The 25487-nt window shown below is 69.2% G+C and carries 22 protein-coding genes and 1 tRNA gene; 6 read left to right on the forward strand and 17 right to left on the reverse strand.

The features are described from left to right. Nucleotides 1–53: 53 nt before the first annotated feature. From WI697_RS06875 to WI697_RS06925, 11 genes are all read right to left on the reverse strand, one after another. Nucleotides 54–1202, reverse strand: a complete 1149-nt coding sequence (locus WI697_RS06875; RefSeq protein WP_082828135.1) for an efflux RND transporter periplasmic adaptor subunit — start codon at nucleotides 1200–1202, stop codon at nucleotides 54–56. A gap of 90 nt (nucleotides 1203–1292) precedes the next feature. After that, entirely contained in the window at nucleotides 1293–1901 is a 609-nt protein-coding gene (locus WI697_RS06880) for a TetR/AcrR family transcriptional regulator (protein WP_014744900.1), read from the reverse strand. Between the two features lie 126 nt (nucleotides 1902–2027). Next, a complete protein-coding gene (locus WI697_RS06885) occupies nucleotides 2028–3677 on the reverse strand; it encodes a class I adenylate-forming enzyme family protein (RefSeq protein ID WP_345957927.1) in 1650 nt (549 codons plus the stop codon). Nucleotides 3678–3718: 41 nt separating this feature from the next. Beyond that, nucleotides 3719–4723 (reverse strand): zinc-dependent alcohol dehydrogenase family protein, encoded by a 1005-nt coding sequence (locus WI697_RS06890; RefSeq protein WP_345957928.1) that lies wholly within the window; start codon nucleotides 4721–4723, stop codon nucleotides 3719–3721. Next, complete coding sequence (locus tag WI697_RS06895) at nucleotides 4720–5196, reverse strand: acyl-CoA thioesterase (RefSeq protein ID WP_345957929.1); 477 nt, start codon at nucleotides 5194–5196, stop codon at nucleotides 4720–4722. The genes WI697_RS06890 and WI697_RS06895 overlap by 4 nt, the downstream gene beginning before the upstream one ends. 11 nt (nucleotides 5197–5207) lie before the next feature. Further along, complete coding sequence (locus WI697_RS06900) at nucleotides 5208–5984, reverse strand: SDR family NAD(P)-dependent oxidoreductase (RefSeq protein WP_345957930.1); 777 nt, start codon at nucleotides 5982–5984, stop codon at nucleotides 5208–5210. Between the two features lie 51 nt (nucleotides 5985–6035). Next, complete coding sequence (locus tag WI697_RS06905) at nucleotides 6036–7076, reverse strand: phosphotransferase family protein (protein ID WP_345957931.1); 1041 nt, start codon at nucleotides 7074–7076, stop codon at nucleotides 6036–6038. Nucleotides 7077–7237: 161 nt separating this feature from the next. After that, a complete protein-coding gene (locus tag WI697_RS06910) occupies nucleotides 7238–9265 on the reverse strand; it encodes a B12-binding domain-containing radical SAM protein (protein WP_345957932.1) in 2028 nt (675 codons plus the stop codon). Between the two features lie 94 nt (nucleotides 9266–9359). Next, nucleotides 9360–9460, reverse strand: a tRNA-OTHER gene (locus tag WI697_RS06915). A 148-nt stretch (nucleotides 9461–9608) separates the two neighbouring features. After that, nucleotides 9609–10889, reverse strand: a complete 1281-nt coding sequence (locus tag WI697_RS06920) for a NupC/NupG family nucleoside CNT transporter (protein ID WP_372097457.1) — start codon at nucleotides 10887–10889, stop codon at nucleotides 9609–9611. Nucleotides 10890–11023: 134 nt separating this feature from the next. Continuing rightward, nucleotides 11024–11935 (reverse strand): LysR family transcriptional regulator, encoded by a 912-nt coding sequence (locus tag WI697_RS06925; RefSeq protein ID WP_345957933.1) that lies wholly within the window; start codon nucleotides 11933–11935, stop codon nucleotides 11024–11026. A 227-nt stretch (nucleotides 11936–12162) separates the two neighbouring features. Here WI697_RS06925 and WI697_RS06930 point away from each other — a divergent pair, with 227 nt between their 5' ends. The 5 genes from WI697_RS06930 to WI697_RS06950 all read left to right on the forward strand — a co-directional run bounded on the left by WI697_RS06930 (nucleotide 12163) and on the right by WI697_RS06950 (nucleotide 17187). Then, nucleotides 12163–13659, forward strand: coding sequence for a CoA-acylating methylmalonate-semialdehyde dehydrogenase (locus WI697_RS06930; protein ID WP_062760986.1), 1497 nt, complete (start codon nucleotides 12163–12165; stop codon nucleotides 13657–13659). A gap of 97 nt (nucleotides 13660–13756) precedes the next feature. Next, a complete protein-coding gene (locus WI697_RS06935; RefSeq protein ID WP_345957934.1) occupies nucleotides 13757–14908 on the forward strand; it encodes an isobutyryl-CoA dehydrogenase in 1152 nt (383 codons plus the stop codon). A 107-nt stretch (nucleotides 14909–15015) separates the two neighbouring features. Beyond that, complete coding sequence (gene mmsB / locus WI697_RS06940) at nucleotides 15016–15915, forward strand: 3-hydroxyisobutyrate dehydrogenase (protein WP_014744889.1); 900 nt, start codon at nucleotides 15016–15018, stop codon at nucleotides 15913–15915. Between the two features lie 182 nt (nucleotides 15916–16097). Next, nucleotides 16098–16772, forward strand: coding sequence for an HAD family hydrolase (locus WI697_RS06945; protein ID WP_345957935.1), 675 nt, complete (start codon nucleotides 16098–16100; stop codon nucleotides 16770–16772). A 124-nt stretch (nucleotides 16773–16896) separates the two neighbouring features. After that, complete coding sequence (locus WI697_RS06950; RefSeq protein WP_014744887.1) at nucleotides 16897–17187, forward strand: putative quinol monooxygenase; 291 nt, start codon at nucleotides 16897–16899, stop codon at nucleotides 17185–17187. Nucleotides 17188–17290: 103 nt separating this feature from the next. On the opposite strand, the gene WI697_RS06955 is transcribed toward WI697_RS06950, so the two are convergent. The 6 genes from WI697_RS06955 to WI697_RS06980 form a co-directional block, all read right to left on the reverse strand. Then, nucleotides 17291–18424: a DUF1513 domain-containing protein gene (locus tag WI697_RS06955; protein ID WP_345957936.1), complete on the reverse strand. Its 1134-nt coding sequence runs from the start codon at nucleotides 18422–18424 to the stop codon at nucleotides 17291–17293. Between the two features lie 15 nt (nucleotides 18425–18439). After that, nucleotides 18440–19516, reverse strand: coding sequence for an imelysin family protein (locus WI697_RS06960; RefSeq protein WP_345957937.1), 1077 nt, complete (start codon nucleotides 19514–19516; stop codon nucleotides 18440–18442). Further along, the gene (locus WI697_RS06965; protein ID WP_345958106.1) at nucleotides 19516–21027 is read right to left on the reverse strand and encodes a di-heme oxidoreductase family protein; all 1512 of its coding nucleotides are present in this window, start codon (nucleotides 21025–21027) and stop codon (nucleotides 19516–19518) included. The genes WI697_RS06960 and WI697_RS06965 overlap by 1 nt, the downstream gene beginning before the upstream one ends. 139 nt (nucleotides 21028–21166) lie before the next feature. Beyond that, complete coding sequence (locus WI697_RS06970) at nucleotides 21167–22444, reverse strand: imelysin family protein (protein WP_345957938.1); 1278 nt, start codon at nucleotides 22442–22444, stop codon at nucleotides 21167–21169. A gap of 130 nt (nucleotides 22445–22574) precedes the next feature. Beyond that, a complete protein-coding gene (locus WI697_RS06975) occupies nucleotides 22575–23972 on the reverse strand; it encodes an amidase (RefSeq protein ID WP_345957939.1) in 1398 nt (465 codons plus the stop codon). Nucleotides 23973–24086: 114 nt separating this feature from the next. Further along, nucleotides 24087–24956 (reverse strand): LysR substrate-binding domain-containing protein, encoded by an 870-nt coding sequence (locus WI697_RS06980; RefSeq protein ID WP_345957940.1) that lies wholly within the window; start codon nucleotides 24954–24956, stop codon nucleotides 24087–24089. A 115-nt stretch (nucleotides 24957–25071) separates the two neighbouring features. On the opposite strand from WI697_RS06980, the gene WI697_RS06985 reads away from it, so the two are divergent. Continuing rightward, complete coding sequence (locus WI697_RS06985) at nucleotides 25072–25473, forward strand: rhodanese-like domain-containing protein (protein ID WP_062761001.1); 402 nt, start codon at nucleotides 25072–25074, stop codon at nucleotides 25471–25473. Nucleotides 25474–25487: the final 14 nt, after the last annotated feature.

The following is a 25487-nucleotide window of genomic DNA, read 5'->3' on the forward strand; positions in this document are numbered from 1 at the left end:
GGGCCTCTCGACGGCGGGCCTTCAGCAGCGGGTGACGGCGGCGAAGCGGAGGCTCAGCCGTCCTTCAGCGTCCGGACGGCCACGCCGTCTCGCAGCTGGTGAACGCCCAGCGTCACCACCTGTTCGCCGGGCTTCAGCCCGGCTTCGACCAGCGCCACCTCTTCGGTGAAGCTGCGCAGCGCCACCTTGCGGCGATGCAGGATCGAGGTATCGGGGTCGACCACGAAGACCGACGGGCCCGAGCCATCATTCATCACCGCCGCCAGCGGCAGGCGCGCCACCTCGCCATTGCCCGGCAGGGCCAGCGTCACGGTCGCGGTCATGCCCAAGGCCGGCAGTTCGGCCCCGGCCGCATCGATGGTGAAGCGGGCGGCATAGGTGCGGGTCACCGGGTCGGCCTGGGGGGCGAGTTCGCGCAGGCTGGCGGGCCAGGCCTCGCCCCGGTCGGCCCAGAGACTGACGGCGGCATGGGCGCGCCGTGCCTCGGCCAGCCAGCTTTCCGGCAGGGCGACCTCGGCCTCGCGCAGGCCGTCGCGGGCAACCGTCACCACCGTCTGGCCGGTCGCCACCACCTGCCCCGGCTCGGCGCCCACCGAGACCACCACGCCGTCGGCATCGGCGACCAGGTCACCATAGGCCAGCTGGTTGCGGGCCAGATCCAGCGACTGGCGGGCCTGTTCAACCCGGCTGGCGGCGGCGTCCAGTGCCGCCTTCTTGCGTTCGTATTCGGCCACCGGGGCAAACCCGCGCGAGCGCAGGCTGGCATAGCGCGCCTCGTCGGATTTGGCCTGGGTGTAGTTCGACCGCGCCGCATCCAGCTCGGCCTCGGCGCTGCGCACCTGCAGGGCCAGATCGGTCCGGTCCAGCCTGGCCACCACCTGCCCCGCCGTCACCCGGTCGCCCACATCCACCGGCCGTTCGACCAGTTTGCCCGCCACCCGGAAGCCCAGCGCGCTTTCGGTGCGCGCACGGATCACGCCCACGAAATCGCGGGTCTCGGCCGTGGAGGCATAACGCACCGTCGCCACCTTCACCGGCCGTTCCGGCGGCGGGGCATCGGCACGGGTCTGCTCCTTGCAGCCGGCAAGCCCCACCGCCGCCACGATCAGCGCCGCGGCGGACACGCTGCGAAACAGGACGGCCGGGCGCCGTGCAGAACGGGCGAGGTCAGGGCGTGCAGGCCCGGTTTCGGTGCGGTTCATGGATCGTCTGGCTCCTCGGCCGCGCTCTGCGGCGGTCAGGCTTTATGAACCACGGCCGGTGGGGGGGCGGCCGCAGCGCGAGTCCGGTTGTCAACCGGCAGGGCGTCCGGCGGTTGCGAAGCCCGCCAGCAGATAGCGCAACATCTGCCTTGCCTCGGCATCCAGATCGTCGTCCAGGTGGTCGGCGATCATCATCGGATGACAGAAGCGGGTCCCGGCGCTCAACAAGGCAGAGGCCGCATCTTCGGCATCCAGGCCCGGAAACTCGCCGCGCCGGACGCCGTCGGCCAGAATCCGGGCCATCACGGTGCGGATCCGGTCTTTATGGGCCAGGATCGCCTGCCAGTTCTCGCGGATCGCGATCACCACCACATCGTGGATGCGCTGTTCGCGCAGCACGATCCGGCGGTGATAGTCCAGCACGCCTAGCACCAGCGCCTCGATCCGTGCCGCCGCCGGCTCCGGCCGGTCGGCGATGCGATCGCAAAGCACCACCACCTCTTCCAGATAGCGGCTGCAGATGCTCTCGACGATCGCGCCCTTCGACGGGAAGAAGCGATAGACATTGGCCGGCGACATGCCGAGTTCGGCGGCGATGTCGGCGACCGTGGTCTTGGCATAGCCCAGCCGCCGGAACAGCTCTTCGGCGACGTCGGCGATGCGGACGCGGGTTTCGTCGTGGTCGGTGCGGGGGGCCATGGCGTGCGGGCGAGCCTCAATCTCCGGGTCTGACGACTGATTCCTGACGAAAGAGATAATTCGTCAGTCTTCAGGCGTCAATGGAGCCGTCGCCGAAATCTCGATGTGTGGTCACCGGGTTGGGGGTCAGCGGGTGGGCAGGCCCCCCGCCGCGCCCTCGTCCAGCAGCTGCGGCGGCCCGGCCTCGCCGGCGGCGATCGCCGCGCGCACGCGCCCGCGGGCGATCTTTCCGGAACTGCCCAGCGGCCAGTCCTGCACATGCCACAGCATCCGCGGCAGCTTGTGGCGCGCCAGCCGCCCGGCCAGCCGGCTGCGCAGCTCGATCAGATCGACCGGCGGCGTCTCCGGCCCGGCCCGCAGCACGGCGGCCACCGCCTCGCCCCAATAGGGGTCGGGCACGCCGAAGACCAGCGCCTCTCCCAATCCGGGCAGGGCGGCGATCGCCGCCTCCACCTCGCCCGGATAGACATTCAGCCCGCCGGTGATGATCATGCCGCCGGCCCGGCCCAGAATGTACAGATGCCCGTCTGCATCCAGCCGGCCCAGATCGCCCACCGTGGACCAGCCCTCCTCCAGCGCCACGAAGCCGCTGCCGTCCTCGCCCCCCATCACATATCCGGCCGAAACCATGCGGCTGCGGATGTCGATCCGCCCCACCTCGCCCGCCGGCAGCGCCTCGCCCGCAGGGCCGGTGATGCGCAGCTCCACGCCCCGGAAGGCACGCCCGACCGACTCGGCCGGGTCGCCCCGGCCGCTGCGGGCAAGGGTCACGAAGCTCAGCTCCGACGCGCCGTAATATTCGTGGATCTCGGCACGCGGCAGGGCGGCGCCAAGGCTTCGGGCCAGCGCCGGCGGCAGCTTCGCCCCGGCCGAGACCACCGCCCGCACGCCCGGCAGCCGGGCGCGCGCCTGGTCCAGCCCCCGCCCCAGCGCCTCGAACATCGTCGGCACGCCGACCAGCAGATCGGCGCGTTCCGCCGCGGCCACCGCGGCGGCGCGGGTCGCGTCGAACCGGTCCAGCAGCACCGCCGTTGCGCCGGCGGCCAGCGCCTCCATGGTCGCATAGAGCGACAGGCCATGGACCAGCGGCCCCATCGCCAGAACCGTCTCGCCAGGTGCGATGGCGAATTCGGCGATGCTGTTGTGGAAGCTCTCGGCCCAGCTCTGGTGATCGCGGATGAATGCCTTGGGCTCGGACGAGGTGCCCGATGTGGTGGCGATCAGGAAGGGTTGATCGGGTGCCACCGCGGCCGGCAGATCTGCGGTTGCAGGCTGCTCCCCCATCGCCCGGTCGCGCCACAGCCGGTAGGGGCAGCCCATGCCGCCGGTCAGCGCCAGAAATCCGCCCGCCAGCAGCCCGGCCTCGGGGCTCGACACCCAGCCGGCGACGGCGGGGTCGTGGATCACCAGATCCGGTGCCAGCCGCTCGAACAGTTTCAGCCCCTGGGCGGTGGTCAGCTTGGGGTCGACGACCAGCACCACCGCGCCGGCCATGACGGTGCCGAGAAAGGCTTCGACGAACTCGATCCGGTTGCCGGCGACCAGGGCGACCAGCCGCAATGGACGCAAAGGGCGCGGCCGCCGCGCCATGGCAGAGGGCGACGGCCGCGGCAGGCCGGCAATGGCGCCCGCCACCGCCAGGCCGCGGCTCAGCAGGCGGCCATAATCCAGCCGGACCTGGCCCAGCACCAGGGCCTCGTCGGCAGGGCGGGCCCGGGCGCGCTCCACGAAGGCCTGAAACATGGCGTGGTGCCGTGTGTTGCCGCTGGCCCGCATTGCGCATCTCCCCTCGGATGGGGCAGGCCGCGCGGGCGATGTCAGCCGCCCGTCAGCAGGATCTTGCCCCGACGGTCGCGGCGCCCGGCCGCGGCCAGCGCCGCCCGCCAGTCGTCGAGCGCGAAGGCCGCCTCGGCCGGCAGGCACAGATCGCCCGACCGGATGGCATCGAAGATCTCCGCAAAGCCATCCCGCCAGGCATCGGCGCCGGCCTGATCCTGCCAATGCCGCAACCAGAACGGTCTTACCGTTACACCGGATGCGACCTCTCCGGCAAGACCGGCCCCAAGGCTGCGGCCGGAAAGCAGGCCATAGAAGCGGAACGCGCCGCCCGGCGACACGGCAAGCGCCACGCCCGTCCCGATCTCGCCGCCCACGGCGTCCAGCCCGGCATCGATCCGCCCGCCCGCGGCCCGGCGCAGCCGGACCGCCAGCTCCACCGCCGGCTCGCCCGCTTCGGTCACCACCACAGCGGCAGCGCCGGCCGCCTGCAGGGCACCCGTTCGTGCCGCCGCCGTGGTCACCGCCACCACCTGCCAGCCATGCCGCCGGGCAAAGGCCAGCACGCAGGCCCCGAAGGCCGATCCGGCGGCGTCGATCGCGATCACCGCACCGGCCGGCAGGGCCAGTTCGTGGACCAGCAGCGCCCAGGCGGTCAGCGGGTTGATATAGGCCTGGGCCGCGGCCTCGTCGGGGATGTCCGCCGGCACGGCCACGCAGAACGATGCCGGCGCCGTCACCCGGCTGGCCCAGGTACCGCTGCCGCGCAGCGCCAGCACCCGGTCGCCGGGGGACAGGCACGATCCGTCCGCAGCCCGCTCGACGATGCCCACGCCCTCGTATCCGGCAATGCGCGGTGGCGCCACGCGATGGGCATAGGCGCCGGTGATCGGGATCAGGTCCGACGGATTGATCGAGCGATGGGTCATGGCCACCACCGCCTCTCCGACAGCCGGTGCCGGTGCGGGCTGCGCCTCCAGCGCCAGCACCTCGGCCGGGTCGCCGAAGCGTCGGAAGATCAGGGCCCGACCCGTCATCGCGGTCATGCGCCGCCCGGCAGAAGCGTGGGTTCAAGCTTCGCGCGCAGGCTGGCCGGCAGTTCGGCGCTGCGGCCGGTGCTGCGATCCACCGCCACCCAGATCAGTTCGCCCCGGGCGCGTGGCACATCCTCGCCCGCGCCGAACACCTCGAGCGCGAAGGCCAGAGAGGACCGGCCGAGCTTCGCCATCCCCACCCCGACCTCGATGCTGTGGCGGAAGCGCACGGGGGCCAGGAAATCCACGGCCGCCCGGCGCACGAAATAGACCGGGGCCGCCGGATCGGCAGCCCCTGCATCGCCCTCCCCGCCTTCGGTACCCGTCACCGCCAGGATCTCGTCGCAGCCGCGCGCCACCAGAAAGCCGGTGACGGCAGTGTCGAAGAAATCCAGATAGCGGCCGTTGAAGACATGCCCATGCATGTCAACCTCGGAGAAGCGCACCTCGAAGGGGTGGACATATGTGTAATCGGCCCGTGACATGGGACCAGAGATTACGCCAGACCGAAGCCGCCGTCGACGGTGACGACCGACCCGGTCATGAAGGCCGAAGCATCCGACGACAGCAGCAGCAGTGCGCCGTCCAGATCGACCGCCGCCCCCAGCTTGCGCTGGGCCACCTTGCGCAGCAGCTTCTGGCCGCCCTCGGTCTCGAAGAACGAGGCGTTGATGTCGGTTTCGATATAGCCGGGGGCGATCGCATTGACCCGGATGTTGTAGCGGGCCAGCTCCAGCGCCATCGCCCGGGTCATGTGGTTGACGCCGGCCTTCGACGCGCAATAGGGCACCAGATTGCCCATCACCTCGGTTCCCAGCACCGAGGCGATGTTGACGATGCTGCCGCCACCGGTCTCGACCATCCGCTTCGCCACCGCCTGGGCGACCAGGAAGGCGCCCTTCAGGTTGGTGTCGACCGTCGCATCCCAATCCTCTTCCGTCAGCTTCAGGAAGGGCTTGGACACGGCGATGCCGGCATTGTTGATCAGCACGTCGATCCGCCCGCCCAGCTTCTCCGCGGTCTCGGCGATCGCGGCATCGATGGCAGCGGCGCCCGAGATCACGTCCATGGCCACGGTTGCGGCACTGCCGCCGGCCGCCTCGATCTCGGCCTGAAGCGCTTCGAGTTTCGCCACCTGGCGGGCGGCAAGCACCAGCTTCGCGCCATGGGCCGCAAGCGTGCGGGCGAAATTCGCCCCCAGCCCCTGGCTGGCGCCGGTGATCAGGATGCCGCGGCCGGCGACGTCGAAGGTGTTGCGGGTGGGCGTGGTCATCATCGGTTCCCGGGTCTGGTCGTTTTGGAAAGCGGAACGCATAGGCAAAGGTCAGCCGCGCGCCTCGATCAGCCGGCGGCCGACATCGGCCACCAGCCGGGCCTTGCGGCCGCGTTCAAGTGCGTAAGGCGACGAGGCGTTGCCCTGCAGGGCGCGGGCATAGACCCCCTGCAGGATGCCGACCGAACGGAACAGCGCGAAGGCGACGTGGAAGGTCCAGTCGTTGATCGCCGGCCGCCCTGTCAGCCGGGCGTAATGGTCCAGCAGCTCGGCCTCAGCCGGCAGGCCAAGGGCTGCGATATCGATGCCGACATAGCCGCCGAAGTCATCCGCCGGCATGTAGTGGTGCATCAGATGATAGCCCAGATCGGCCAGCGGCTCGCCCAGCGTCGACAGCTCCCAGTCGAGCACGGCGCGGATCCCGGAGCCGTCTTCGGCCGCGATGCAGTTTTCCAGCCGGAAATCGCCATGGACCAGGGTGGTGCGCTCGGGGTCCTTGGGCATATTGGCGGGCAGCCAGGCGATCAGGGCTTCCATACCCTCGATCCGGTCGGTCTCGGCCGCGCGGTAATTGCGGGTCCAGACCGCGATCTGCCGCTCGTAGAACCCGCCCGGCCGGCCGTAATCGCCCAGCCCGACCGCCGCCACATCCACCTCGTGCAGGGCGGCGAGCGTCTCGATCAGTCGGAAACACACCGTGCGGCGCTGATCAGGCGTCAGCTCCGGCAGGCGCATATCGCCGAAGGTGGCCCCCGCCACATGCCCCATCAGATAGAAGGGCGTGCCCAGGATCCCGGTATCCGTGCAGTAATGCAGCGCCGCCGGCACCGGCACAGGCGTGGGCCCCAGCGCCGACAGCACCCGGTACTCGCGATCGATCTGGTGGGCCTTGGGCAGCAGCTTGCCGGCCGGCTGCTTGCGCAGCACATAGGACCCGCCATCGGTATCCAGCCGGAAGGTCGGGTTCGACTGGCCATTGGTGAAGCGATGCAGGCGCACGGGGCCGCGAAAGCCGGGCACCGCCTGTTCCAGATGGGCGGTCAGGCGGTCCTGCACCTCTGGCCGGGCCAGGTCGAAGGGATCGGCGGTCATCGACGGGCATTCCTCCGCTGGGCGGCCGCCTCGGCCCGCCCGGCGGGCGGATGCCCTGCCGGAAGATGCGCGGCGGCTCTGTCATTCAGACGTTCGTTCAAAACGTCTGTCCGCGCATATTGCCCGACAGCTGAGCCTGCGTCGACTGATCAAGCGCAGGGTCAGGCCGCCGCCGCCTCGGTCCAGGCCATGCAATGGCCCAGGAAATCGTCATAGCCCTCGAATTTTTTCGGCAGTTTCAGGCCGCTCTCGGCATAGACCCGGCCGATGCCGTCGATCATCTCGGCCTCGCGGGCAAGTGCGCCGCGGACCTTGATCAGCGCCTGATCGATTGCCGACGCATCGACCGTCGACAGCCTGGGCAGCCGGGCGGCGAAGTCGGTCATCTGGGCCTCCGACAGGAACAGCCGCGCCACATACGGGAACAGGCTGGTGGCGGGATGCGACCAGTGCCGCTCGCACAGCACTTCCGACAGGGTATAGATCCCGTCGACCGCCTTGCGGCTGAGCGGCGCCCAGCGTTCGGCCCAGCTGTTGCAGGCGGCGCATTTCGGCCGGCCCTGCTTCATGACCATGGCATCCTCGGCAAGTTCGGTGCGGCAGCGCTTGCACCACCAGCTCTGGGTGTACTGGAACGGGATGTTGATGAAAAAGTCCCACGCCTCTTCCGGCACCACCTCGATACCCTCGGGCGGGGTGTGGATCAGCGGTGCGCGTCGGGCCAGCTGAAAGCGGGTCGGCTTCACGGTCAGCACGTCCCGCCCCTTCTCGGTCAGGAAGCGGAACAGCGGCAGGACATGATGGATGGGCTCACCCGGATAGCCCACGATGAAGAAGACATGGTTCCAGATGCCCGCCGCGGTGGTGTTGGCCAGGCTGCGGGCATATTCGTCGGGCGTGTTGCCCTTCTTCATCGCCTTCAATGTGGCGGGCGCGATGCTCTCCAGCCCGAATTGCAGGAAACGCCCGCCGGCCTCGCGGATCTGCACGCAGGTATCGGGCTCCAGATAGGCCCGCTCGAACCGCGCATAGGCTTCCCAGTGGATGTCCGAGAGTCCGCGCCGGGCCAGATGCTCCCCCAGTTCCAGCATTTCCGAGACCCGGAACCATTCATCGGTGAAGCTGAACCGGGTGCGGCCGGTCTCGCCATGCCAGACCGCCAGATCCTCGGCCACCATCTCGATCGGCCGGAGGCGCTTGCGGAACTTCACCTTCACCGCCCCGTCGGGCTGGGTCTCGTGGGTGACGCTGTCATAGCCCTCGTTAATGTCGCAGAAGCTGCAGATCCCCGAGTAATAGCAGCCGCGATAGATGTTCAGCGCCGTCACCGGCTCGGGCGTCCAGGGCGCATAGGCCTCGGGGTCGGGCCGCGGCAGGCGGTCGAGCGCGATCGGCATGGAAGGCGGGCCGGAAACCGGCCGGGCGCCGTCGAAGCGGATCACCTGCGGCACCGGCCGGTTGGCGACCCGGCCATGGACCAGTTCCTGAAGCAGCTGGTCCAGCGGCTGTTCACCCTCGTGATGGATGAAGCTGTCGACCACGGAATAGAGCGCCGCGGTCTCGGGCTCGTCGGCTTCCAGCGAAGTCTTCAGTCGCGCGATCAGATTGCCGCCGATGGTGATATGGGTGTCGGGCAGCGCCTCGCGCAGCATCGAGGCCAGCACCATCGACGGGATCAGCTGGTGATGGTCGTTCACCGACAGCCCGACAAGCCGCGGCTGCAGCGCCCGGATCGCCGGCACCTCGACATCGCGGTAATAGTCGTGGAAGAGATGGGTTTCGCGGTCGCGCACCGCCGCCATCACCCCCGCCCGCCGGCGGGCATCATGGGCCGAGATGTATTGCAGCGTGTTGCGGAAGATGCGGAAGGTGTCGGGCACCGCCGCATCGATCACCAGCGAGGCCTGTTCGATCACCTGCTTGGCGGCGAGATAGGGTTCAAGCGCGTGATGCGCCTGCCAGTCGCGCATGGTGGCGAGCGCCGGGCCGATCCCCGACACCAGTTCGGCCGGTGCGCCGGCACGGGCCAGCGCTTCGGGGCGCAGCACATGTTCGATCGCGGGGATGTTGGCGTCGCGCTGCACCACCTGCCAACCGCGCGACCGCAACCAGGCGGTGAGGTGCGACAGGCCGGGCGCCACGAACCATGGGTAATAGGAGGGCGGGAAGACCAGCACGGCATCGGTCATCGGGCACGTTCCTCGAAATCGACGCAGGGGTGCCCCATCGGCCGTCGGCAGGACGGCACAATCATCAGGGCAGCACTTGAGCGGAAGAGGAAGGTGGTGCCGGAGGCAGGACTTGAACCTGCAAGGACACGGAGGCCCCGACGGAAGAACGACCAGGGCCGCACTTCCGGTGTCTGCCAGTTTCACCACTCCGGCATCAGGTCCGATGGCGCATGATGGTCAGCGGTTGACCGTTGTCGTCTTTGGCGCGACAGGCCATCGTCTTGGGATGATGATATTTTGAATCACCAATCACCATCAACCAAAAATTGCAGAATCTTTGCAGACATATCGCAGTTCAAGATCACCAGACCACCAGCCCCACCACCGCGCCGGTCATGCAGGTCGCGATCGTGCCCGACACCAGCGACAGCGGCGCCAGCCGGACGATGTCGGTGCGGCGTTCGGGCACCATGGCCACCATGCCGCCGATCATGATGCCCAGGCTGCCGATATTGGCGAAGCTGCCCAGGGCATAGGTCAGGATCAACCGGGCCCGCGGGCTGAAGGCCGAGGGGTCGGCGGTGAACTGCAGATAGGCGACCAGCTCGTTGATCACGACCTTGGTGCCGAGCAGCGGGCCCGCCGCCAGGGCTTCGGGCCAGCTCATCCCCATCGCCCAGGCGACCGGCGCCATAATCCAGCCCAGCATCCGTTCCAGCGTCAGCGGCGCGCCCCAGACGTCACCGGCAAGGCCCAGGATCATGTTGGCGAGGGCGGCGAGCGCGATGCCGGCGATCAGCATCGCCACCACGCTGATCAGCAGGTTGACGCCGTTGATCACCCCCATGACCGCCGCTTCCAGGCTGGTCGCGGCATCCGATGGCGGGGCGGTCGCATCATCGTCCACAGCCCGGGCGCCGGCCACCGGCGGCATCATGACCATCGCCACCACCAGCGCCGCCGGCGCCGAAATCAGCGATGCCGTCAGCAACTGGCCGATCGGGTCTTCGACCGTGCCGGTCAGGAAGGCGGCATAAAGCACCATCATATTGCCGGCCAGCGTGGCAAGGCCCGCCGTCATCACCATGAACAGCTCGGGGTTCGACAGCCGGGCCAGATAGGGCCGCACGAACAGCGGCGCCTCCACCATGCCCACGAAGACATTGGCCGCGGTCGACACCCCGACCGCACCGCCGATGCCCATGGTCCGGCGCAGCAGCCTGGAGAAGGCGCGCACGAAGAACGGGATCACACCCCAGTGATAGAGCAGCCCGGCAATGGCGCCCACCACCAGGATCAGCGGCAGGCCCTGAAAGGCGAGCACGAAGGAATTGGCCGGATTGGTCGCCTCGAACGGGGCCGCACCGCCGCCCAGATAGCCGAAGACCACCGAGGTGCCGGCTTTGGTGGCGGCGACCAGGGCCGAAACCGCCTGATTGATCCAGACGAACACCGCCTGCACCGGGGGCAGTTTCAGCAGGATCAGCGCGATCACCACCTGGATCACAATGCCGATGCCCACCGCCCGCCAGGGCACCCCCTTCGGCGCCCGGCCGATCATCCAGGCCAGCGCCACCAGCGCCAGCACCCCGAACGCGCTCTGCGCAACGCCGCCGAACGACGCTCCGGTCACTCCGTCCATATGCCCCTGCCCCCACTGCCGTCGTGTCTTGTGCCAGCTCTGCGCCCGGCCCCCAACCGAAACGCGAGACACCCCGTCATGGAGCCGACTCTAGGCGCAAACCGGCCCGGCGGTCCACAACCGTGCGGGGCCGGTCACGGCGTCTCGTCCAGCCCGCGGCCGATCAGCAGATCCTGTTCCCGGCGGACCAGATCGCGGATGTATTCGGCGACCGTGCGCACCCGCACGATGTCGCGCAGATCGGCATGGGTCACCAGCCAGAAGCTGCGCTGGATGCTGGTCTCGCGCGGCATCACCGGCACCAGGCCGGGCACGGTCGCCGCCACGAAACAGGGCAGGATGCAGAGACCGAGCCCGGCCAGCGTCGCATCGCGCTGCACCACCAGGCTGGTGGATCGCATCACCACCTGCGGCGCCCGGACCAGCTTGTCCAGATAGCGCAGTTCGGGGGCGAAGATCAGGTCGTCGACATAGCCGATGAAATCATGCCCTTCCAGCTCCTTCAGCGTGCGCGGCGTGCCGGCGCGCTCCAGATAGGCGGGCGTCGCATAAAGACAGAGGCGATAATCGGTCAGCTTGCGCGCCACCAGCCGGCCCGAGGTCGGCCGGGCAAGCCCGATGGCCAGGTCCGCCTCGCGCTTCGACAGGCTGAGATACCGCGGCGCCGCCACCAGATCGATCTGGATGCCCGGATGGCTGGCGAAGAAGGGCTGCAGCCGGGCCCCCAGAAAGGCGGTGGCGAAGCCTTCCGGCGCCCCGACCCGCACGGTGCCCGACAGATGCAGATCCTGGCCCGCGATGCTTTCCTGGATCGCGAAGGCGGTGGTTTCCATCGCCTCGGCATATTCCACCAGCTGCGCGCCCGCCGGTGTCAGGCTGTAGCCTGCGGGGGTACGATCGAACAGCTTGGTGTTCATCCGCTCTTCCAGGGCCTGGATGCGCCGACTGACGGTGGTATGATCGACCGCCAGATGACGCGCAGCGGTCACCAGCCGGCCGCGGCGGCTGACTTCCAGGAAGAAGCGGAGGTCGTTCCAGTCGAACATCCGGGCCTCGTGTCAGGTGTGCATCCGCGCAGACGGCCTCTGCGCGTTTTGGGCTGGCCGTGCAGTTTTACATCGTTATCGTAGCGTCACCAAGCCGTCCGGACAGAGATTGTCCGGGTTACCGGCGGCGTCACAATCAGGGCGGTGCGGGCCCGAAAGCCTCACCCCCCGTTCAAGCCGGGGAACGGGCTCGGTCCTACACCCTCGCAACGTTGGGGAAACGCGGGATGGTCAAGCAGATCCATCACTTTATCGGCGGCAAGATCGTCGAGGGCACCAGCGGCAATTTCGGCGACGTGTTCAATCCGTCGACCGGTGAGCTGTCGGCGAAGGTCGCGCTGGCGACCAAGGCCGAGGTCGAGGCCGGCATCGCCAATGCGGCGGAAGCCTTCCCGATCTGGTCGAACACCTCGCCCATGGCCCGTGCCAAGGTGATGTTCAAGTTCAAGCAGCTCGTCGAGCAGAACATGGACAGCCTCGCCGAGCTGCTGTCCAGCGAGCATGGCAAGACCTTCACCGACGCCAAGGGTGACGTCACCCGCGGCCTCGACGTGGTCGATTTCGCCTGCGGCATCCCGCACCTGCTGAAGGGCGAGTATTCCGAGAACGTCGCCCGCGGCATCGACGTCTATTCGATGCGTCAGGCGCTGGGCGTCTGCGCCGGCATCACGCCGTTCAACTTCCCGGCCATGGTGCCGATGTGGATGTTCGCGGTGGCGATCGCCTGCGGCAACACCTTCGTGCTGAAGCCGTCGGAGAAGGACCCCTCGGTCCCGATGCGTCTGGCCGAGCTGATGATGGAAGCGGGCGCGCCGGCCGGCGTTCTGAACGTCGTCAACGGCGGCAAGGAAGCGGTCGACACCATCCTGACCGATCCGCGCGTGCCGGCGATCAGCTTCGTGGGCTCGACCCCGATCGCGAAGTACGTCTATGCGACCGGTGCGGCGCACGGCAAGCGCGTCCAGGCCATGGGCGGCGCCAAGAACCACATGATCATCATGCCCGACGCCGACCTCGACCAGGCGGCCGACGCGCTGATCGGTGCCGGCTTCGGCTCGGCCGGCGAGCGCTGCATGGCGATCTCGGTGGCGGTGCCGGTGGGCGAGGCGACCGCGGAAGCCCTCCGCGAGCGCCTGGTTCCGCGGGTCCAGAACCTCAAGTTCGGCCCCTCGATGGCCGACGGCGATTTCGGCCCGCTGGTTTCGGGCGACCACCTGCGCAAGGTCCGCGGCTATGTGGATCTGGGCGTGCAGGAAGGCGCCGAGCTGGTCGTGGACGGCCGCGAGGTCAACATCCAGGGCTACGAGAACGGCTTCTACATGGGTGGCTGCCTGTTCGACCGCGTCACCCCTGAGATGCGCATCTACAAGGAAGAGATCTTCGGCCCGGTGCTCAGCATCGTGCGTGCGAAGTCGTTCGACGAGGCGGCGGCCCTGCCCACCGATCACGAATTCGGCAACGGCGTGTCGATCTTCACCCGCGACGGCGACACCGCCCGCGAGTTTGCCCGCAACGTCCAGGTCGGCATGGTCGGCGTGAACGTGCCGATCCCGGTGCCGGTGGCCTTCCACACCTTCGGCGGCTGGAAGAACTCGGCCTTCGGTGACACCAACCAGCATGGCCCCGAGGGCGTGCGGTTCTTCACCAAGATCAAGACCATGACCAGCCGCTGGCCGACCGGCATCCGCTCGGGTGCGGACTTCCACATCCCGACCATGGGCTGATCGCCCGTCGCGTCCGGCTTTCGCCGCACCGCCTCGCGGACCGGATCTTCCGGATCGCGGGGCGGTGGGGTGCAATAAGATCGTGGAGGTGACATCCGTGGATTTCTCCCTGACCGAAGACCAGCGCGCCTTCCAGGAGATGGCCCGCGGTTTCGCGACCGACCGGCTGGCCCCCGGGGCCGCGGAGTGGGACGCGAAGAAGATCTTTCCCGAGGCGGAGCTGCGCGAGGCGGCCGCCCTCGGTTTCGGCGGCATCTATGTCCGCGACGACGTCGGCGGCTCGGGCCTTGCCCGCCTCGACGCCGCGATCATCTTCGAGGAGCTGGCCGCCGGCTGCACCTCGACGGCGGCCTATATCTCCATCCACAACATGGCCGCGTGGATGATCGACCGCTTCGGCAATGACGAGCAGCGCAACCGCTTCCTGCCGAAGCTGTGCTCCATGGAGCATTTCGCCAGCTACTGCCTGACGGAACCCGGCGCGGGCTCCGATGCGGCCTCGCTCCGCACCCGGGCGGTGCGCGACGGCGACCACTATGTCCTCAACGGCTCCAAAGCCTTCATCTCGGGCGGCGGCCGCTCCGACATCTATGTCGTGATGGTCCGCACCGGCGGCGACGGCCCGAAGGGCATTTCCACCCTCGTGGTCGAAAAGGACACGCCCGGCCTGTCCTTCGGCGCCAACGAGCGCAAGCTGGGCTGGAACAGCCAGCCGACGGCGGCGGTGATCTTCGAAGACTGCCGCGTGCCGGTGGAAAATCGCCTCGGCGAAGAGGGCGACGGCTTCAAGATCGCGATGATGGGGCTGGATGGCGGCCGCATCAATATCGGCGCCTGTTCGATCGGTGCCGCACGCGCCTCGCTGGACGCCGCGCGGGAATACGTTCAGGGTCGCCAGCAGTTCGGCAAGGCACTGGCCGAGTTCCAGGCCACCCAGTTCCGCCTGGCCGACATGATGACGGAGCTCGAGGCCGCCCGGCTGATGATCCGCCGCGCCGCCTGGTCGCTGGACAGCCAGCACCCCGAAAAGACCGCGATCTGTGCATCGGCCAAGCGTTTCGCCACCGATGCGGGCTTCCGGATCTGCAACGAGGCGCTGCAGCTGCATGGCGGCTATGGCTATCTGATGGACTATCCGATCGAACGCTATCTGCGCGACGCCCGGGTCCACCAGATCCTGGAAGGCACCAACGAGATCATGCGTGTGATCATCGCCCGCCGCCTGCTTCAGGGCATGGCGATCGATTGAGCCTGGCCCGCACCGGACCGGCGCGACCACAGGCTGCACGACCTTAAAGATCAGACAAGATCGACCCGATCACACAAGATCGACGACTTCAGGGAGACGTTCCGAAGATGGCGACCATCGGTTTCATCGGCCTCGGCAATATGGGCGGCCCCATGGCGCTCAACCTGCTCAAGGCCGGCCATGCGGTGAAGGGCTTCGACCTCTCCGACGAGGCGGTGCAGCGCATCGTCGATGCCGGCGGCAGCAAGGCGGACAGCGCCGTCGCGGCCGCGACGGATGTCGACGTGGTGGTCTCGATGCTGCCCGCCGGGCGCCATGTGAAGGGCGTGTATCTGGGCGATGCGGGCATCATCGCCGCCTCGCGCCCCGGCACCCTCTTCATCGACTGCTCCACCATCGACGTCGACAGCGCGCGCGAGGTGATCGCGGCCGCCGAAGCCGCCGGCCGGCCGATGGTCGACGCACCGGTCTCGGGCGGCGTCGGCGGCGCGGCCGCCGGCACGCTGACCTTCATGGTCGGCGGCACCGGGGCCGCCTTCGCCGCGGCCGAACCTTACCTGCAGAAGATGGGCAAGAAGATCGTCCATGCCGGCGGCGCCGGCAACGGTCAGGCGGCCAAGATCTGCAACAACATGCTGCTCGGCATCTCGATGATCGGCGTCTGCGAGGCCTTTGCGCTGGCCGAAAAGCTGGGCGTCGAGCACCAGACCCTGTTCGACATCTCGTCGACCGCCTCGGGCCAGTGCTGGTCGCTCACCACCTATTGCCCGGTCCCGGGCCCGGTGCCGACCTCGCCGGCCAATAACGACTACAAGCCGGGCTTTGCGGTCGACATGATGCTGAAGGACCTGAAGCTCGCCCAGGACGCCGCCGGCTCCTCGGGCGCCGCGACGCCCTTGGGCGCCGCCGCCGCAGCCCTCTACCAGCAGTACTCCGACGCCGGCCAGGGCGGCGCCGACTTCTCGGGCATCGTCCGCATGCTGCGCGAGATGGCCGGCAAGGCCTGATCCGGATCCTCCTGCAATTCTGCAATGCGGCCCTCCCCGAACGGGAGGGCCGCATTTTTTTCACGTGTCCCCCGGGGCCGTGGGGCGTAGAACTCGGATGTGCGGGCGATGCTGCGTTGCGGGACCGCCGCACCTCAGAACCAGAACCGGCCACCGGTTCGCGAATGTCCGGAGTATCCGTCTTGGCTGCACCTGCCGATATCACCGTCCTGCTCGACATGGACGGCACGCTGATCGATTCCCACGACGCCGTGGTCCGCTGCATCCATATGACCATGGAGGAAATGGGCCATCCGGCGGATCGGACCGAGGATCTGGGCTGGACGATCGGGCCGCCGCTGACCGACACCATGGCACTGCTGCTGGGCCGGCATGGCGACGACCGGGTGGCGGAAGGCGTTGCCGTGTTTCAGCGCCACCATGACGAGCTGGTGCTGGCGGAAAGCCCGCTCTTCCCCGGCATCCGCGAGGTGCTGGACCGCTTCGGCGCCGAGGGCCGGCGGCTGGTTCTGACCACCTCCAAGGCCCTGCCCGCCGCGCGGATGATCCTGGAACGCCATGGGCTGATGGGGCTGTTCGCCGGCACCTATGGCGCCAATGCCGACGATACCGGCGGCGAAAAACCCGAGGTGATCGCCCGGGCGATCGCGGGCGAAGGGATCGATCCCGCCCGCGCGATCATGGTCGGCGACCGGCGCTACGACATCTCGGGCGCCCATGCCAACAAGGTCAGGGCGCTGGGTGTGCTCTGGGGCTATGGCGGACGCGAGGAGCTGGAGAGCGCCGGAGCCGATGGCCTGGTCGATGAGCCCGGAGATCTGGCCGAGGCGATCGATGCGATGGCACGCCGGCTCTGACAAGTCGTCATTCAAACATTGATCGAAACGGTGAAATAGCGTGAAGACCAGCAATCCGTCGCGTCAAGTTACGGATTGCTGTAGTCTGAGCCGCCAACCAGAACACACCGGAGGAAACGTTCCCATGACCCCCAATCTGGTCATCACCGCGATCATCACCGCCGAGCCCGGCCATGCCGAGACCGTGCGCGCCGCCCTGGCCGAATGCACGGGTCCCAGCCGCGCCGAGGATGGCTGCCATCGCTATGACCTGCATGTCGACGTCACCAACGACCATCGCTTCGTGATGCTCGAGGAATGGACCGACGAGGCGGCCACCGTCGCCCATGGCAAGTCCGACCATTTCCGCGCCCTGGGCCGGGCGCTGAAGGGCATCGCGAAGTTCGAGGTGATCCGCCTGAAGCAGATCGCCTGACCGCAGGCCGGCCCGGTCCGCCTCCCCGACGGCCGGGCCGCGTGCTCCTGGAGCACGGCTGTATGCCCGTGCTCTTAGAGCACCACGATATGCCCGTGCTCTCCTAGAGCACCACGATATGATTATCCCAAGCCACCGGATGCGTGGCGCGCAGCTTCAGCCGGAAGCCCGCTTCCGCCGCCGGATCGGCCACCACCGCCAGCACCCGGCCGCGGCCGTCGGTGGCAATGAAGCCCTCGCCATCCGGATCCGCCGCCAGGCCGCAGATATCGGCGGCCACCAGCGCCGCGCGGAAGCGGCCGGTATCGGTTTCGAACACCTGCAGCCGCCCGCCGACCGGTGAGGTCATCGCCACCAGATCGCCGCTGCGGTTGAAGGCGACCGAGCCGGCATAATTGCGCATCGCCGCATGGGCAGGCTCGGGGGCCGCGAGCAGCCGCACGGCCTCGCCCATCCGATGGAGCATCATCAGCGGCGGGCGTTCATGGCCGTCGCCCTGCCACTGCATCACCGCCGCGCCCAGCCCGTCGGGACGGGTGGCGAGATGGCGGATGCTGTTCATGCGCAGCGCCGGCTCGTTCTCCACCGCATCGATCACGGCCCCGTCCGCGACGCGGATCCGGGTCAGATTGGGCTGCATGGTGCCGGGGTTCAGCACCTCGCGGCCCATGTCGGGATGGGTGGCATTGCCGCCATTGGCGACCAGCAGGGTGGCGCCGCCGGCTTCAAGCCGGATTTCGTGCGGGCCGACCCCGCCCGACGACACCTCTCCCAGCCGCGTATAGCCTGCCTCCACATCCCAGATGCCGATCCGGCCGCGCGCGCCCTCGTAATCATTCTCGGGCGTGAAGAAGGTCCGGCCATCGGCCGAGAAAGCGCCATGGCCATAAAACACCCGGCCCTCGGGCGGGGTGAAGCGCAGCCGCTCCCGCCCTGCGGCACAGTCCACCACCACGGCTTCGCGGCCGGGCCGGCGGGCAACGGCCACCGCCTCGGGCCGGGCGGGGTGGACGACGCCGCCATGGCCCCGCTGGCCGAGCGGGATGGTGAAGCGGATTTCGCCGCTCCGCATCAGCCCGTGAAGCGCATGGGTCCCATCGGTGTGTTTCGCCGCCGCCAGGAAGTCAGGGGCGCCCGGCGCCGCCCAGAGCGCATGATCGGGCCTGAGCACGGCGGCGGCCCCCGCGGCCAGCCCTAGGCCGCGCAGCATGGTGCGGCGGGTGATGGTGCCGGTCATGATCCCTCTCCCCCCTCAATCGCCGTCGAAGGAATTGAAGCCGACCCGCACGCCCAGCGCCGGGGCGAGTTCGGCCACCGCCAGCCGGCGGGCGGCGGCAAGCGCGGTCTTCAGCGCCTTCATCGCCTCGGCATCGCCCGGGCCGCGGGCCAGGGCCGCATCCGCGGCCGCAGCCGCTTTCTCCAGCGCCGCGGCCATGTCGACCTGCGCCACCTGATCGCCGGCCGCCGGGGCGAAGACCACCCGTTCGAAATCGATCAGCCCGCCGATGCCGGCGCGGATGTTCTCAAGCGACGCGCCCGCCCGCTCGTGCGCAGCCCGCGGGCTGCCGCCGGTCTGATCCGCGGTGATGGCCGCCAGGCGCAGTTCCTCCAGCTCCTGCAATGCCCCGTGGAAGGCGTTGAAGAAGGCGAAGGTGGTCTCGTCGGCCGAGAGATAGATCTGGTTCTCGTCGTCGCCGGCCGTGGTCAGCACATGTGCCGCCCCTTCCGGTCCTTCCCAGCCCTCGCGCGCCGAGACCGCCATCCGGGCCAGATTGCGGGCCACCGCCCGGATCAGCCGGTTGCGATACTCGGCCGCAGGCGTGCCGGCGGCGGGCACCGGCTCGCGCGGGCGCAGCAGCCGTTCCATCGACACCAGGTTCTGCGCCCCGGCCGAGGCGCCGGCAAAGGCCTCCGGATCGTCGACGATCGGGTTCTTCGCCTTGACCAGGGCGCCGATCGCCCGATAGGCGATGCCGCTGCGCTCGGGCCAGAATTCCAGCCGGAAGCGCCGGCCCTCTTCCTCCAGCGGACCGAAGCGGAAGAACCAGATCCGCATCCAGGCGTCATAGGCGGCGTCATAGAGCGGCAGCAGCGCCTCGGGGCTCTGGTCGGTCTCGGCCTTGTCGGCAAGCGCCCGGGTCGCCGCCACGAAGCGGTCGAATTCGGGGCGGATATAGCCGTCCAGCGCGCGTGCGGTCAGCGCCGCATGGTCCGGACCGGCCGCCTCGGCCGTTGCCGCGGCCGGTGTGTCTGCCGCCATGGCAGCAGACAGTGTCGGAGTGGCGGCAAGCACGGCGGCCAGCGTGGCGAACAGGATCGGGCGGCGCATCAGAGCGACTCCAGGAAGCGGATCAGGGCATCACGATCGGATTTCGGCAGGGCGACCACCGCCTGTTTCGCGGCCTCCGCCTCACCGCCGTGCCAGAGCACGGCCTCCAGCAGGCTGCGCGCCCGGCCGTCGTGGAGATAGCTGGCCGGTTCGGCAACGCTTGCCGTCAGACCTATACCCCAGAGCGGCGCGGTGCGCCATTCGCGGCCGTCGGCCATGCCTTCGGGCCGGCCATCGGCCAGGCCCGGCCCCATGTCGTGGAGCAGCAGGTCGCTATAGGGCCAGATCAGCTGGAAACTCTGTTCCGGGCGGTCCTTCAACCGCGCGGTGACGAATTTCGGCCGGTGGCAGGCGATGCAATTCGCCTCGACAAACAGCTGCTTGCCGCGCAGCACGACGGGATCGTCCAGGTCGCGCCGCGCCGGCACAGCCAGATTGCGGGCATAGAAGCTGACCAGATCCAACGCCGCGGCATCGATCTCTAGCCCGTCGGTCCCGGGCGCGTCTCCCCCGTCCGGGGCGGCGCGGCAGGCGGTCTGGGCAGCGGTGCAGTCGCCATAGCCCGCCGGATGCAGCGGGTTGGAGATACCCATATCGCCGGCGAAGGCATCGGCCGATTGCTGATGCACGGTGGGGGTACCGGCCTTCCAGCCGAAGCGGCCCAGCATCACCCGGCCGTATTCCGGGCTCCAGGCGAAATTGGGCCGGCCGGAAATGCCGTCGCCATCGGCATCGTCAGGGTCGGCGAGGGCCAGGATGTCCTCGGCCGGAATCGCCTCCAGCAGCCCCAGCCCGATCATCGGCGGCGCCACGCGGGGGGAGAGCATCACCTCGGGATGGAGCGGCCCATAGGCCGGGTCGGCGATGGCATAGCGCGGCCGGCGCAGATGCACCACCTCGCCGCCCGCCAGCTCGACCGGGATCTCGTCATAGGTGATCTCCATCCGGCCCTCGGCCGGAATGCCCTGGATCGACATGTCCTGAAGCTGGGTGCCGTAGACCGGTTCCGGCACCACCATCAGCCGGTGGCTGGCGATGGCCGCCTTCATCTCGTCGGTATCGGCCGGGATCGACAGCCGCAGGAACATCGAGATGCGGTCATCGTCGGGGTTTGCCGGCGGATGGCCGCGGCCGTCCTTGACATGGCAGCTCTGGCAGGACCGGGCATTGAACAGCGGCCCCAGCCCGTCGGAGGCCTTGGTCGAGGATGGCGAGGAGACCCAGAATTTGCGGAACAGCCCGTTGCCGAGCTTGAAGTCCATCTCATGCGCAAAGGGCATGTTGGCCGAGAACTGCGAGAAGACATCGCGATTGACGGCCGCCCGCGTCGTGGCCGCCCCCCCCATGTTCAGCTCGTAATCTTCCGGCCGGGTAAAATCGCGGGTCGGTTCCACGACCGTCAGGATGCGGGCACGTTCTGCCGCCGTGCGCGGCACCTGGTTCAGATGCGGGTCGGGCTGTTCCAGCACATCGGACGGAATTGCATCCCCTGCCGATGCATCGCTCGCCACGGCCACCCCGGCCAGCACCGCCAGAGCGACCAGTCCGGTCCTCACCACCCCTGCCTGCTCCCCAAACCTGCCTCTGTCCCTGAACGCCAATGGCCGGCGACGCAAAGCGCCGCCGGCCGTCTGGCTGGACGTGGGTCGCTTACTTGAACACGGCCGTCGGCTGGTCCAGGCTGTCCGACCCCTCGATCGCCACCGGCTCCAGCTTCAGCGCCGTCACCGCGCGCTCGATCGAGCGGGTCTGCTGAACCAGGGCGTCGATGGCGGTGTTCAGCAGCGCCGCGCCGGCATCATTGCCGGGGGCGAGCAGCTGGTCGTAATGGGTGCCGGCCTCGGCCGTCGCCTTCACCGAGCCCAGCGCCGCCAGCGTCGCCGCCATATGGGCGCGGACATCGGCATCGACCTTCTGGTCCGCCGCGGCCACCAGCGACGACAGCGACGGTCCCTCGACCACCGAGCCGTCGATGCGGACATAATGGCCGGTATAGACGTTCCACATGCCCACGGCGTCGTAATAGTGAGAGTTGTGGGTGTTGTCCGAGAAGCAGTCATGCTCCTCTTCCGGGTCGTTGAGCAGCAGGCCCAGCTTCATGCGCTCGCCCGCCAGCTCGCCATAGGACAGGCTGCCGAGGCCGGTGAACATGGTGCTGAGGCCGGCTTCGGGGCTGACATCGGCCAGCGCCTTGCGCGCCTCGCCATCCTTGCCCCACTGGGCGGCCATCCACGACAGATCCTCGACCAGCAGGTCGGTCGCCGCCTGAAGATAGGCGGCGCGACGGTCGCAATTGCCGCCGGTGCAGTTGGCGGTGTCGTAATCGGTCCAGGGGCGGTTGCCGGCGCCCGGGCCGGTGCCGTTCAGATCCTGGCCCCAGAGCAGGAATTCGATGGCGTGATAGCCGGTGGCGACGTTCGCCTCCTCGCCTTCCGCCTCGTGCAGCGTGCGCAGCAGGTCGGGGGTGATCTTCGAGGCGTCGACCGTCTTGCCCGAAAGCGTGAAGCTCTTGTTGGCGATCACGTTCAGCGCCGCCGCCGCATTACCCTCGGCACCCATATACGAGCTGTCGACATAGTCGATCAGGCCCTCGTCGAGCGGCCAGGCATTCACCTGCCCCTCCCACTCGTCGACGATGGCATTGCCGAAGCGGAAGGCCTCGGTCTGCTTATAGGGCACATTGGCCGCGATCCAGGCGGCCTTCGCCGCCGCCAGCGTCTCGGGGCCGGGCTTGGCGATGAAGGCCTTCACGGCCGTCTGCAACGTCTTCGCCGCGGTCAGGCTGTCGCCATAGGCCGCCTCGGCGATGTTCGCGTAATTGGTCACCACCGCGCGGGCGTCACCGCCCGTCGCCGCCAGCGCCGAACCGGAGGCGAGCAGAACGCCCCCCAGCAGCATGCCGCCCAGCCTGCCCGTCTTGCCCACCATCTGTCGCTCCCTCGGTCCATGGTGCCGTCCCGCACATGCCATTCCGCAAGTGCGAATGACTTGCATTCCTACACCGGAGGTGGGGGTGACGTCCAGAGCGGTGACGGCCGGTCCAGGGATTTCGGCCCCGTCAGAGCGGCGGCCGCCGGTTTCGCATCGGGCTTAAGGCTTCCAGCTGCCGGCCCGCCGCAAGCAGCCGGTCTTCCCGCCACCAGGGGGCCACCAGTTGCACGCCGATCGGCAAGCCTTCGCGGCTCAACCCGAACGGCAGCGACAAGGCCGGCAGGCCGGTCAGATTGAAGGGCACGGTGGCGCGCATCACATGGCGGGCCGGGACCTTTGCCCCCGCCACCTCGTACCCGACCTGCCCCGGATAGGGTGCCGTCACCGGCAACACCGGGCAGAGCAGCAGATCATGGGCCCCGAACCAGCCGGCAAAGTCATCCCGCAGCCCCTGCACCGCCTGTTCCGCGGCGACGTAATCCGCCAGCGACGGCTCGGGCCGGGTGATGACATGACGGATCACCGGATGCACCTCGTCCATTCGCCCGCCGACCACCGCCCGGAAGAGCGGGCCGATCTCGGGCGCGTGCAGCACCGCACTCGCCGCCGTCCAGTCGTGCTCCGCCAGCGCCGGAATGCCGGCGGGCGCCACCCGGTGTCCGGCCGCGGCCAGGGCTTCGGCGGCCAGGGCGACCGCGGCGACGATTTCGGGATCCACCGGCCCGAAGCCCTCTGCCGCCATCCAGCCGATCCGCAGGCTGCTGGCGTCGCCGCGTGCCAGGGGTGCCGCCCGTGCCGCATAGCCGTCGGCACCATCCGGCCCCGCCAGCAGATCGAGCGCCAGCGCGAGGTCGCGGACACTGCGCGCCATCGGTCCGACATGCCACCAGCGCCGAAGCCCCGGCCAGTGACCGGTGACGGGGATCCGGCCATGGGTCGCCTTCAGCGCCAGGATGCCGGTCATCGCCGCGGGCCCGCGTACCGAGATCGCCACATCGCTGCCCAGCCCCAGCGGCGACAGCCCGGCCGCGATCGCCGCCGCTTCGCCGCCGCTCGATCCGCCGGGGATGCGGCGCCTGTCCCAGGGGTTGCGGGTCGGCCCCGACAACGGGTTGTCGGTCTCGGTCCAGTACGAGAATTCGGGCAGATTGGTCTTGATCAGCGGAATGGCACCCGCGGCCTTCAGCCGCGCCACCACGGTCGCATCACGGCCGGGCACCCGGTCGGCAAACAGCCTGGAGCCGCGCCGGGTCGGTACGCCTGCGGTGTCGATGCAATCCTTGATCGAGAACGGCACGCCGTGGAGCGGCCCTGCCGCCTCCCCCACCATCACCGCCGCCTCGGCGGCACGGGCGGCGGCGCCGGCCGCCTCGGCCATGACCTCGACGGCGGCCCCCAGCAGCGGATCGACCCGCGCGATCCGCTCCAGATGGGCCGCGACCACCTCGACCGGCGAGACCTCGCGGGCATGGATCATCGCGGCGAGCGCGGTCGCGTCCAGAAAACAGAGATCGGTGGCGTCCATGGCGGGGGCTCCCGGGCAGGTGGTCACGGCCTGCCGATCCTGGGCCCCGCCATATGTCGCCACAATTCGCTTTGCGGCCGCGGGCCTTCCGGAAAGCTGAAGGCGCCCGGCCGCTCAGGCGGCGCTGCGCGTCATTTCCGCCCGTAACCAGTCGCGCACCACCCGCACCGGCGGTGCCGGCCGGCTGGCGGTCAGCAGATGGATGCCGCGCGAACTCGCCACCCGATGATCCAGCGGCGCCACCAGTCGCCCGCTCTCGATCCAGGGCCGCACCAGGTGATCCAGCGCGATGGCCACACCCAGCCCATGGGCTGCCGCTTCATACAGCATCTGCAGGCTGTCGAAGCCCCGCACCGGCGGCAACAGGGCGGGGTCGATGCCGATCGCCCGCGCCCATTCGGGCCAGAATTCGGGCCGGTGGGCGGGGCCCAGCAGCGGCAGATGCAGCAGATCCTGCGGCTGGCCCAAAGGCAGATCGGGGCTCGCCACCACCACCAGATGCAGCGGCATCGACGCCACCCGCATCACCCCCGGCCAGCCGCCCTCGCCCAGGCGAAGCGCCAGATCGGCGACACCGGCGCCGGGCTCGACGCAGTCGGCCGAGCCGTGCAGATCAAGCCGGATGCCCGGATGGGCCACCTGAAAGCCCGGCAGCCGCGGCAGCAGCCAGGTCATCGCAAGGGTCGGGATCAGGCTGATCCTGACCGCCCGGCGATCGGCCTGACGCGCCCGCTCGGTCGCCTGGCGCAGGGCATCGAGCGCCGGCAGCAGCTCGGCGGCATAGGCGGCCCCCCGGGCGGTCGGCACCACGCCGCGCGGCAGCCGCTCCAGCAGCGGCGCGCCCAGATGCTCTTCCAGGATTCGGATCCGCCTGCTGAGTGCGGGCAGCGACAGCCCCAGCGCCTCGGCGGCCGCGGTCAGGCTCCGCAGCTCCACGGCGGCGGCAAAGGCCTCGATCGATCGGAAGGGCGGCAGGGGTTTCATCGGCGGCATCCGGATGCAGGATCCCCGGACCTTAGCACCGCCCGTCGGTTTATCGAAGCCCGGCCGGGCATGGACGGGCTATGCTGCGGGCACGGAAACACCAGGAGATCCCCCGATGGCGCTGAAGAAGACCGTGAAGCAGATGGTGGACGAGGCGACCGCCCGCATCCGCACCATCCCGATCGACGAGGCCAAAACCCTGCTCGACGACCCGGACACCCTGTTCGTCGACATCCGCGACGTCCGCGAGCTGGAGCGCGAGGGCATGATCCCCGGTGCCTTCCACGCCCCGCGCGGCATGCTGGAATTCTGGGTCGACCCCGAAAGCCCCTATCACAAGCCGGTCTTCGCCTCGGGCAAGAGCTTCGTGCTCTATTGCGGCGGCGCCTGGCGTTCGGCGCTGGCCGCCGACACCCTGCAGCAGATGGGGCTTGAACCCGTCGCCCATCTGGAAGGCGGCTTCGGCGGCTGGAAGGCCGCGGGCGCGCCGGTGGTGCCCCGGCCGGCCAAGGGCTGATCCGTCCCGGGTCG

It is taken from the genome of Tistrella mobilis, from assembly GCF_039634785.1.
GTDB lineage: Bacteria > Pseudomonadota > Alphaproteobacteria > Tistrellales > Tistrellaceae > Tistrella > Tistrella mobilis.